This window comes from Pseudoflavonifractor sp. 60, assembly GCF_009911645.1.
Taxonomy (GTDB): Bacteria; Bacillota; Clostridia; order Oscillospirales; family Oscillospiraceae; genus Lawsonibacter.
In genome coordinates, this window is record NZ_QWKI01000247.1 from 1 (window position 1) to 10,220 (window position 10,220).

15 protein-coding genes and 1 pseudogene are annotated in these 10,220 nt (G+C 55.9%); 15 read left to right on the forward strand and 1 reads right to left on the reverse strand.

Annotated elements, in window-relative coordinates:
* Window positions 1-149 precede the first annotated feature (149 nt).
* From D1646_RS20795 to D1646_RS20815, 5 genes are all read left to right on the forward strand, one after another.
* Window positions 150-506: a TnpV protein gene (locus tag D1646_RS20795; protein WP_160638286.1), complete on the forward strand. Its 357-nt coding sequence runs from the start codon at window positions 150-152 to the stop codon at window positions 504-506.
* Between the two features lie 66 nt (window positions 507-572).
* Window positions 573-1,898 carry a GHKL domain-containing protein gene (locus D1646_RS20800; RefSeq protein ID WP_160638287.1) on the forward strand — a complete coding sequence of 442 codons (1,326 nt, stop codon included), beginning with the start codon at window positions 573-575 and terminating at the stop codon, window positions 1,896-1,898.
* Window positions 1,895-2,632: a LytTR family DNA-binding domain-containing protein gene (locus D1646_RS20805; protein ID WP_160638288.1), complete on the forward strand. Its 738-nt coding sequence runs from the start codon at window positions 1,895-1,897 to the stop codon at window positions 2,630-2,632. Before D1646_RS20800 ends, D1646_RS20805 begins: the two co-directional genes overlap by 4 nt.
* A 126-nt stretch (window positions 2,633-2,758) precedes the next feature.
* Complete coding sequence (locus D1646_RS20810) at window positions 2,759-2,938, forward strand: DUF6440 family protein (protein ID WP_160638289.1); 180 nt, start codon at window positions 2,759-2,761, stop codon at window positions 2,936-2,938.
* 91 nt (window positions 2,939-3,029) lie between these two features.
* Entirely contained in the window at window positions 3,030-3,482 is a 453-nt protein-coding gene (locus D1646_RS20815) for a hypothetical protein (RefSeq protein WP_160638290.1), read from the forward strand.
* 31 nt (window positions 3,483-3,513) lie between these two features.
* On the opposite strand, the gene D1646_RS20820 is transcribed toward D1646_RS20815, so the two are convergent.
* Complete coding sequence (locus D1646_RS20820; protein WP_160638291.1) at window positions 3,514-3,783, reverse strand: hypothetical protein; 270 nt, start codon at window positions 3,781-3,783, stop codon at window positions 3,514-3,516.
* A 148-nt stretch (window positions 3,784-3,931) separates the two neighbouring features.
* Here D1646_RS20820 and D1646_RS20825 point away from each other — a divergent pair, with 148 nt between their 5' ends.
* From D1646_RS20825 to D1646_RS20870, 10 genes and pseudogenes are all read left to right on the forward strand, one after another.
* The gene (locus D1646_RS20825; protein ID WP_160638292.1) at window positions 3,932-4,339 is read left to right on the forward strand and encodes a sigma factor-like helix-turn-helix DNA-binding protein; all 408 of its coding nucleotides are present in this window, start codon (window positions 3,932-3,934) and stop codon (window positions 4,337-4,339) included.
* Window positions 4,340-4,447: 108 nt separating this feature from the next.
* Window positions 4,448-4,690, forward strand: coding sequence for a hypothetical protein (locus D1646_RS20830; protein ID WP_160638293.1), 243 nt, complete (start codon window positions 4,448-4,450; stop codon window positions 4,688-4,690).
* A gap of 7 nt (window positions 4,691-4,697) precedes the next feature.
* The gene (locus D1646_RS20835; protein ID WP_160638294.1) at window positions 4,698-4,964 is read left to right on the forward strand and encodes a DUF3847 domain-containing protein; all 267 of its coding nucleotides are present in this window, start codon (window positions 4,698-4,700) and stop codon (window positions 4,962-4,964) included.
* 153 nt (window positions 4,965-5,117) lie between these two features.
* On the forward strand, window positions 5,118-6,554 hold the full coding sequence (gene mobQ / locus D1646_RS20840) for a MobQ family relaxase (protein ID WP_347565266.1): 1,437 nt from the start codon (window positions 5,118-5,120) through the stop codon (window positions 6,552-6,554).
* A 21-nt stretch (window positions 6,555-6,575) separates the two neighbouring features.
* Window positions 6,576-6,896, forward strand: coding sequence for a DeoR family transcriptional regulator (locus tag D1646_RS20845; protein WP_160638295.1), 321 nt, complete (start codon window positions 6,576-6,578; stop codon window positions 6,894-6,896).
* A gap of 11 nt (window positions 6,897-6,907) precedes the next feature.
* Window positions 6,908-7,762 carry a ParB N-terminal domain-containing protein gene (locus tag D1646_RS20850; RefSeq protein WP_160638296.1) on the forward strand — a complete coding sequence of 285 codons (855 nt, stop codon included), beginning with the start codon at window positions 6,908-6,910 and terminating at the stop codon, window positions 7,760-7,762.
* Window positions 7,752-8,093 (forward strand): hypothetical protein, encoded by a 342-nt coding sequence (locus D1646_RS20855; RefSeq protein ID WP_160638297.1) that lies wholly within the window; start codon window positions 7,752-7,754, stop codon window positions 8,091-8,093. The genes D1646_RS20850 and D1646_RS20855 overlap by 11 nt, the downstream gene beginning before the upstream one ends.
* An 8-nt stretch (window positions 8,094-8,101) precedes the next feature.
* A complete protein-coding gene (locus D1646_RS20860; protein ID WP_160638300.1) occupies window positions 8,102-8,464 on the forward strand; it encodes a cysteine-rich VLP protein in 363 nt (120 codons plus the stop codon).
* Window positions 8,465-8,581: 117 nt separating this feature from the next.
* Window positions 8,582-9,312, forward strand: a pseudogene (locus D1646_RS20865) (phage replisome organizer N-terminal domain-containing protein).
* Window positions 9,309-10,127 (forward strand): ATP-binding protein, encoded by an 819-nt coding sequence (locus D1646_RS20870; RefSeq protein ID WP_160638298.1) that lies wholly within the window; start codon window positions 9,309-9,311, stop codon window positions 10,125-10,127. Before D1646_RS20865 ends, D1646_RS20870 begins: the two are co-directional and overlap by 4 nt.
* Window positions 10,128-10,220 lie beyond the last annotated feature (93 nt).

The window sequence follows — 10,220 nt, forward strand, 5'->3', positions numbered from 1 at the left end:
GACCTATGAGCTTATCACCATGATTATCGACAGGAACAATCTCCACGACGATGTATGCTGTAAGCGATGTATTTCAAGTGCATCAAATACAACGTACAGTCAGCTCATTTGCGGCACAAATGAAATGGCTGATGAGAGGATGGTTACAGATGGCAGAATTGACCTATATTCGAGCAGGAGACTACTACATTCCCAATCTGATAGCTGATGAACCGGAGCCGGTCAGAACAGTCGGCAAGTACGGCAGTCTGCGGCACACCTACTTGAAGCAGCACAAGCATGACCTGTGGCGGGAACTGGCAGGCAGCGGAAAGCTCACCGCCCACCTGCTGGACATTGACAATACCGTCCAAGAGTGGATGGACAGAATGCTCCCGCAGATGATGGAGGCCGCAGGTGTGACCGAGGAATTGAAAGCCCGTGACCAGATGGCGTGGGTAGGGTTGGTAAACAGTTGTAAGGCCCAGGTAGAGGAAATCATCTTTGCAGAATTGATATATTGCTGATTGGGCCTGTCATGGACAAGATTCCCTCCATGTGGTATGATAGTCCGCAGAAAGGAGGCGTCCGCTATGCTCACACTGGAGGATTATCTGTTTCAATTTACAGTTTCCCTGATCTCCCACGCCGTCCTGGTGGTCTATCTGTTTGTGATTATGGACGCGCGGGGCCGGCGGGTGGTGAGAAAGTTGCCCGCCCTGCTGCTCTCTCCGCTACTGGCCACCCTGCTGGATGCGGTTTTGTATGCGCGCTTTCCCGACCACTATGTGGTCCGCTACTGTGCGTTCTCCTGCGCCATCCTGCTGATGTGTACCCTGTGGATTCGGTGGGCGTGGCGGACCGGGTTCTGGCACGCCTTTGCCGCCGCGTGCATGGCGGGCATGTGCCAGGTGGCCGCGTCCGGCCTGGCCCAGATATTGCTTCTGGACAGCGAGATCCCGTACACGGTGTTGATCGCCGTCTATGGCGCTGTGGCGCTGGTCTCCGCCGCGCTGCTGCGCCGGCTCCGCTTCGGGCGCTGGTTCCGCCTTCTGCTGGAGGACAGCTCCGTCCAGCGCCGCATGGCCCTGTTCTTCTTTGGCCTGGAGGCGGCTATGGAGGCATTCTCTCTTTTACAGGAGGGAATCCAGCCGGAATATCTGGTTCCCTACTACGCGCTTGTGCTGGTGATGGCGGGGCTGGCGGTGGGGCTGGTCATTTACCTGTCCCAGCGGCTGGACGCCTCCCGGAAGATGGAAGTCCAGCGGGACGTCATTGCCCAGCAGCAGCTCTACGAGCGGGATTTGGAGGCGATTCAGCGGGAGGTGCGGGCGTTCCGTCACGACTACAAGAATTTGCTGGCAGGGCTGTCTGAACAGGCCGGGAAAGGAGAATTGGATGAACTTCGGGTCTCCTTGTCCCAACTGGACGCGGGCTTTGACCAGCACATCGGAGAGAGGATACAGGCCTCCGTCCATCTGGGCAATGTGAGAGTCCCCCAGGTGCGCAGCCTCCTGCTGTCCAAGCTGGCAGCCATGAGAGAAAAGAAAATCGACTGCCGCCTGGAGGCGCTCTACCCTGTGGAGCGTATCGGAATGGACCCGTGGGACTTTACCCGCTGTCTGGGCATTCTGCTGGACAACGCCGCTGAGGCCGCTTTGGAAGCGGAAACACCCTGGGTGGAGATTGTCCTGCTGTCTCAAAAGGACAGGCTGTCTCTGCGGGTGTCCAACCCCTACAATGGGGCCATCGACCCGGATAGAATCTGGACGGAGGGCTTTTCCACCAAGGGAGAGCGCCGGGGATTGGGACTGTCCAGCTATCAGCGGATTTTGAAGGACTATCCCCATACGGTCGCGTCCACAAGCTGGGCCAATGGCGTGTTTGTTCAGGAATTGGTGGTGGAAGAAAAAGCATGATTTCAATTTATCTTTGTGATGATGAGGAAAGTGTTCGTCACCAGCTCAAAACCGCCCTGGAGTGGAAAATTTTCGTGGAAAACTACGACATGAAGGTGGTTTGCGCCGCCTCCACCGCCCAGGCGCTTTTGGACGCGGCGCAGGACAGCCGCCGGGGCGTCTACTTCCTGGATGTGGATTTGAAGGACGGAGCGTGGGACGGCTTTACGCTGGGGCGGGAGCTGCGGCGGCGGGACCCTCATGGCACGCTGGTCTACATTACCAGCTATGGCGATCTGGCCTGGAAAACCTTCCAGTACCATTTGGAGGCATTTGACTACATTGTGAAGGAGGGGGAGCAGACCGGCCCTGCCGTTGCCCGCTGCCTGGAGGCGGTCCACGCCCGCTTACTGGACGAGCGCCGCGACCCGGCGGAGATGTTCTCCCTGCGAACAGGCGATGAAACCCGCCACATTCCCCTGGCCGACATCCTGTTTTTTGAGGCCGCGCCCAAGGCCCACCATGTATATCTTCATACGGCGGACAGCCGTCTGGATTTCGTGGGCAGTCTGAACGAGCTGGAAAAGGAACTGGACGGACGGTTTGTCCGGGTCCACCGGTCCTTTCTGGCAGCATGGGACAAAATCGAGGCAGTGGATAGAACGGGAAATCAGGTCTGGGTAGGGGGTAGAATGTGTTTGCTGTCCCGAACCGGAAAGGCAGAATTGAAGAAGAAATTGAGAGGGAGCTTTTGAGGCTCCCTCTTTATGTTTGCCGCTCAGGAAGAATTTGTGCTGTTTGGGAAATTCGGCCCACAGCGGGCCGGGAGCGTGGTATGTTTCCTTTCGCAGACAGGCGGGATGGGAAAGGAGGGAAACGCAATGGAAAAGCAGCGCTTTGTAGAGGTCTATAACCAGGGCATTGTGAATGTGGTAAAGATCATCGTGGATACGGAGACTGGCGTGAATTATGTGCTGGGCTCTCACAATAAGGCAAGCGGCACAGGGATGACCGTTTTGCTGGATGCCGACGGCAAGCCCCTCATTACCCCCATAGACTGAAGGGATTCGGAAAACACGGCATAAAACGAATTCATCCCGCCTGCCCGCACCGAAAAGAGAAAATCAATGTTTTGACAGGATGAACTACACCATGGCAAAAGAAGTCCAAAAATTCGTCCGGGAGGCGGGATACCAGCCGCTGGAGGGCCGCAGCATCATCGTCAAATACGCCCCGGAAAACCTGAGCGAACAAATTACGGCATTTTTCAACTCGGAATTTTATGTTCTCCAGATGTGTGAACATGAAATCGTCCTGCTCCCCTTCAACACCACTTGGGGCAATCTGCGCAAAGATGTGTCCTTGGTCCTTCCCTATGGGGACATCCAGTCGGTGGAGCTGGAAGACGTTACGTTCAACACCGTTATCACCATCCGCACCGGGACGGACACCATCCGCCTGACTGCCCAGCAGGCAGAGCTGAGCGACCTGCGGAGTTCCGGCATCTACGCCAGCATTTATTCCGGTTTCTTCAAAAACTGGCACAAGGAAAACCTGGATGGCACACTGAAGGCGCTGACTGAGTTGGGGAACAGGGCAAGTTGATGCCAGCATTGATGTGATAGCGCAATAAAGGTTAATCATAGACGTTTAGACGCCAATGGAAACGGCATAAAAAAACCGTTGAATGGCGGCTTTCTATTAACGCGCCCCAAACGAAAATGAACACCAAACGGCGGTTTTGAAACAACGATTTCAAGACCGCCGTTTTAATATTTTTCGGCGGCACACAGGAGGATGCCGCCATGCGATTACAAATAGATAGGCACTTATCAAAAAAAGCCTGACCACCGCAGCGGCGCACTCTACCCAGCTTTGCGAAAATAGTCGTTTCCTGTCGGCTCATAATGTTGTTTCACGCGCCTGGATGGTACTGCACCGTCCGGGCGCTTTCACGTTCCTGTGGGCTATTCATAGCCTGCCTGTTCTACGCTGCCGCTCCCCGCCCTTTCGTTCAGACCCAAGCAAAAATCTGAACGAAAGGAAAATGCAGGATGGGAATTACCATCAGAAAGCATCGGCGCAATCTGTCCTATGACGATGCAGCTACCCTTGACGAGCTTTGGGCGGTTGCCAAGCAATTTGACCGGAGCTTTTACCGCGAGTGGAAAGACCATTGGGATGAGCGCGGCTATGACGAGTACATAGTTGTCACCAAGGGCCGCTTGCCCTACTGTGAATCGCCGGAGCAATATGTCTGCCGTATGGAAACCCGCAGGGAAATCCTGGCGGTGCTGGCTCTCTGCACCGAGAAACAGCGGGAGCGGTTTTTGCTCCATGCGTTGTATGATCTCAGCTATGAGGAAGTCGGGAAAATCTGCGGATGCTCCAAAGTTGCTGTCCATTTGAGCATTGAAGCTGTCCGCAAAAAGTTTTTGAAATTTTTCCAGAAACCTACTTAACGAAGTGCCGTTCAAAACGGCTATAAATTGAGGGGCGATATGCTCCATCACCGGGAGGGACAAGCTGCTGTGTCGGCTTGTCCCTTCTCACATTTGAAGGAGGTCTTTATGACAATTATCAGACTGCACCGCCACCCCCGCTGCCCTATCAACTGCACTTCCATTCCGCTCCTGATACTGCCTTTGGAAAATCTGATAGTCCAGGGCGAGGATGGAGCAGCAGTAGAATTGTTGCTGGCGAATCTGCCCCCGGCCCAGGTTCAGCAGCTCCATTCCCGCGCTGCTGCCAGCGCAGTCACAAAGTTGGAACGGTATTTCATCAAAAACGGCTGGATGCCGAAAGAGGCTTGATAAGCAAATGGACAAATCGTTGGAAGCCAAACGGGACGAAGCCAAAAAGAAAGCAGCTCAATATGAGAACCAGGTAAAGATTCTGTTGAACAAGCAGAGGAACGCGGAACGCAACGCCAGAACCAGCCGCCTGTGCCGTCATGGTGCGATTTTGGAGGGCGTGTTTCCCGCCGCCATTGACATGGACGGCGAATCGCTCAAAGCGTTCTTGATTGCCCTTTCCCGCCTGCCGGGAGCAGCAGAAGCGGCGGAGAAAACTGCTGCCACAAGCTAAAGTCCGTTAGTGTAATTATACTAACGGCGCACTTATACACCGTGTCCGGTGCCGTGCGCCCTGCCGGGGGCTTGTTGCGTCCTGCGGACGCGATGGGGGCTACCGCCCCCAAACCCCTGATTTACCAGCAGGAAGGAGGATGAACCGATAGCAATCTTTCACTGTCCCATCCAAATCATCAAGCGGAGCGTAGGCCGTTCGGCTGTTGCCGCTGCCGCCTACCGAAGCGGCGAAAAGCTGACCAGCGAATGGGACGGCCTGACCCGTGACTACACGCATAAACCCGGTGTCGTCCATTCGGAAATCATGCTGCCCGCCCACGCACCGCCAGAGTTTGCAGACCGCTCCACCCTCTGGAACTCGGTGGAGCAAATTGAGAAAGCCAGTGATGCCCAGCTTGCCCGCGAAATTGAAGTTGCCCTTCCCGTGGAACTGTCCAGAGCGGAGCAGTTGGCCCTTGTCCGTTCCTACGTTCGGGACAACTTTGTGGCCGCTGGAATGTGCGCCGATTTTGCGCTCCATGACAAGGGTGACGGGAACCCACATGCCCATATCCTGCTGACCATTCGCCCGTTGAAACCGGACGGACGCTGGGGGCCGAAGTGCCGTAAAGTTTACGATCTGGACAGCCAGGGCAACCGCATCCCGGATGGCAAAGGTGGCTGGAAGAATCACCGGGAGGACACCACCGATTGGAACAACCGGGAGAACGCCGAGAAGTGGCGGGTGGCGTGGGCCACCTACGCCAATCGTGCGTTAGAAGCCGCTGGCAGGCCGGAGCGCATCGACCACCGCAGCTATGAGCGGCAGGGCATTGAAAAAATCCCCTCCGTCCACATGGGGCCTGCCGCCAGTCAGATGGAGCGGCGGGGCATCCGAACGGAGAAAGGCGACCTTAATCGGCAGATTGCCGATGATAACAAATTGCTGAAGGAACTCAAGGCCCGCATCACCCGGATTTACAACTGGTCGAAGGAGCAGGCAGCGGTTGAATCTCCCCAGAACGGCGGCAGTCTTGTGGCCCGTCTTTATGAAGCCCAGGCCAAAGTCAATCAGGATAAAGCCCGTTATCGTTCCGGCAAAATTAAGGCTCTTCAGGAGAACGCTAAACTGCTGGCGTTCTTGCAAGGAAACGGCATCAATTCCATGCAGGAACTTTACGAAAAAGTCTCTGCCATGAACAAAGATTATTATGATTTGCGCGGCAAAATTGTCAAAGCCGAACGCCGTCTCGCCGTCCTGGATGAACGGCTGGAAATGTGGGCGCAGTATGAGCAGTACAAGCCAATCCACCAAAAGCTGGACAAGGTAAAACCAGGCAAGCGGGAGCAGTACCAGCAGAAGCATAGAGACGAGTTAGCGTTATTTGATGCTGCCGCCGTTTTTCTGAAATCGCTGAAAGAATCCGGCGAAGCGATCACGCCCAAGGCGTGGCGGGCCGAAGCCGCCACGTTGACCCAGCAGAAGGATATGGACTACGCAAAAATGCGGGCCATGCGGGATGAAATTAAGGCGGTTGAATCACTCCGCAAGGCCGCTGACCGTCTGGCCCGTGAGGGCCAGCACCAGCAGAAGGAAAATGAACGATAAAATTATCAGGAGGTTACGAAAATGGATATGACCCCGTGGGAACGCCGCCAGAAGATTTTGGAGGTTTTGTGCCTCCGACGGCACGATACTTACAGAAACCTGTCACATGAATTTAACGTCAGCACCGGCACAATTCGCCGTGACATTGTGGTGCTGACCTGCTCTTATCCCATTGAGACGGTGCAGGGCGGTCATGGCGGCGTCCGGGTGGCGGAGTGGTTCCACCTTGACCGCAGGGCGCTGAACTCTGCGGAGATCACGTTTCTCCGCAGGCTGGGGGAATCGCTGGACGGCTCTGACCGTGAAATGCTCAACCGGATTATCGCTACATTTTCGCATTGAGGGCAACCGCCATGCAAATGAAAATCAGCGAAATCAAAATCAATCCTGGGCGGCGAGACACCCAGCAGAGGAACGTGGAGGAACTGGCCCGGAGCATTGCCGCCGTGGGCCTGATGAATCCCGTCACCGTCACCCAGGACAACACGCTTATCGCCGGCCTGCATCGGTTGGAGGCGGCAAAGCTGCTGGGCTGGACGGAGATCGAGTGCACCGTCAGCGATGCGGACGGCCTGCAAGCGGAACTGGCCGAGATTGACGAGAACTTTGTTCGGGCGGGGCTGTCCCACCGGGAACTGGGCGATCTGCTTCTGCGCCGGAAGGAACTCTATGAGGCCATCCACCCAGAGACACGCCAAGGCCAGAGGAATGGGCAGACGGTTAAAAACGACAATTTGACGGTTTTAGGCGCAAAGCCCTTTTCGGAGGACACCGCCGACAAGTTGGGAATCAGCAAGCGCACCGTGGAGCGTCTGGTTCAGACCGCCGCCAATCTTACCCCGGAGGCAAAGAAAACCATCCGGGACGCTGGCGATAAAATCACCAAGGGGGACGCGCTGAAAATTTCCCGGCTCCCCCCTGACCAGCAGGCGGAGGCCGCTGCCGTTTTGACCGTAGCCCCGCCAACACCGAGGCGGCAGAGGATGGCGGACGGTGAAGATGTGCTGCGCGAGTTTAAGTTCCTATGCTCCCGCTATGTTTCCGATATCAAAGCCCTTCGTCACCGGGCAGATGTTTTCGCCAGAATGTCAATGTCTCAATTTGACGAACTGGGCAATAGCGCGTATTCCATCACGGAAGCAATCAAAGAACTTTTCGAGGAAGTACATGAAATCCGACACGAAATGGAGAAGGAACATGAAAACTGACTACATCATCAGCAGCTCCACCCTACCGCTCTATCTGGCTTATCCCCGCTTTCTGCTGGGCATGAATATCCGGCTGACGGCAAAAGAGGTCTACGCGATCATGCTGGATATGACGCTCAATTCGGATATGGTTCAGATCGACCGGCGCGGGCGGCGGTATCTGGCGTTCTACAACAAGACTATCGCGGAGATCATTGACCGCACCCCCAGCACCGTGGCACAGTCTCTGCGGGAATTGGAGGATGTTGGGCTGGTGGAGAAGAAGCTGATAGCCCTCCACACCCCCTATCACATCTACATCAAGTTACCGGCAGGAGAGAACGAGCCGTGATCGTTCACATGAACTACCAGCAGTACCGCACCGCCCGCAGACTGGTACATAACTGCTGCAACTATGACGGCGGGTGCTGTCTGCTTCTGGACAACGGCGAAGAATGTGTCTGCCCGCAGAGTATCACCTATTCCCTTGTGTGCCGCTGGTTCCGCGCCGCCGTTCTGCCCCTGGACGCTGGCCTGTGCGCCGCCCTGCTCCACCGGGCAGACCGCAGGAAATGTGTACTCTGTGGCGGTTACTATCTGCCGAAATCCAACCGGGCGAAATACTGCCCGGAATGTGCCGTTCGCATGAAGCGGGCCAAGGCTACGGAGCGCAAGCGGAAACAAAGGCAGAACTGTCACGCTTTAGGGCTTAAAAAGCCCTGATTTTGCAAGGCTTTCCGAGGGTGGCTCGATAGGGGCCTGATACATTCCCTATCCAGCACCCCGGAAGGCCCTCAGACGGCCCGTAACGGCCAATCCATGCAAAGGAGATAACTGCCTATGGCTGACAATCGCAAATATTACTATCTCAAGCTGAAAGAAAACTATTTTGACGATGATTCCATCGTCCTATTGGAGAGTATGCAGGACGGTATTCTGTACTCCTACATCCTGCTGAAGCTGTACCTGAAATCGCTGAAACACGGCGGGCGGCTCCAGCTTGACGAGAGCATCCCCTACACCCCGCAGATGATCGCCACCATCACCCGCCAGCAGATCGGAACCGTGGAGCGGGCAATCAAGATTTTCTTGCAGTTGGGGCTTATGGAGCAGATGCAGGACGGGGCCTTTTACATGACCAACATCGAACTTCTGATAGGCCAATCTTCCACCGAAGGGGAGCGGAAACGGCGGGCGCGGCAGGCAAATCGGCTTGCCTTAAATCCTGGTGGACAAATGTCCGCCCACTGTCCGGACATTCGTCCACCAGAGATAGAGAGAGAGTTAGAGATAGAGAAAGAGAGTTAGAAAAGGGACACGCCGCCCCCGCCGTTTTGGGTAGGTATCAGAATGTCATTTTGTCAAAACGGGAGTTGACCGAACTGCAAGCCGACTTCCCCACTGTCTGGCAGGAGTACATCGAGCGGCTGTCCGAGTACATGGCCTCCACTGGCAAACAGTACCGGAGCCATGCCGCCACCATCCGCCGTTGGATAGCGGATGATAGGCGCAAGGCCGCTCCCCCTGCCCGTGACCGGGATTACAGTGTGAAGGACGGTGATACGATTTGATTGAGATTCATGAGGACGAATACCTTGACCCAACCGATGGACTGATTCATTGCCGGAAGTGCGGAGGCCCACGGCAGGCGGTTATCCCAGACCCATTCAAGGGCGGCAGCTTCAAGCCCCGGTGCGTCTGCCCCTGCCAGCAGGAGAAGGAACGCCGCCGCAAAGAGGCCGAGGAACGCCGCCAGCGCATGGAGCGTATCAAGCGGCGAAAGGCCCAGGGGCTTCAAGACCGATACCTCTACGGCTACACGTTTGCCCATGATAACGGCGAAAATCCTGTTATGGCGAAAGCCCACGCCTATGTCGATCACTGGCCCCAGGCGTTCAAACGGAACATCGGACTGCTGCTGTTCGGTGACGTTGGTACGGGCAAATCCTTCCTGGCCGGGTGCATCGCAAACGCCCTTCTGGAACGGGACGTACCTGTACTCATGACAAACTTTCCGAGTATCCTGGCCCGCCTGGGCGGGATGTTCGGAGAGGACAGGACGGCGTTCCTGGACAGCTTGGGAGACTATGACCTGTTAATCATAGACGATTTAGGCGTGGAGCGCAACACCGAATATGCCCTGGAGCAGATGTTTTCCATCATCGACAGCCGTTACCGTAGCGGCAAGCCCCTGATCGTGACCACCAATCTGAAGCTGGACGAACTGAAGCATCCGCGTGACCTCGCCCACGCCCGTATCTATGACCGGATTTTAGAACGCTGCGCCCCTATCCTCTTTGCCGGAAAGAACTTCCGGGAGGGCAACGCCGCCAGCACCAAAGCAGCGGCGCGGCGCATCGTATCACCTGATAATCAAAAAAATTGAAAGGAGCCGCCTATGACAAAAACGAAAGCAGTCACCCCTACCACATCCACCCCGCAGACCAAGCGGACATTGGAGAAGCGCATCGGCCACACC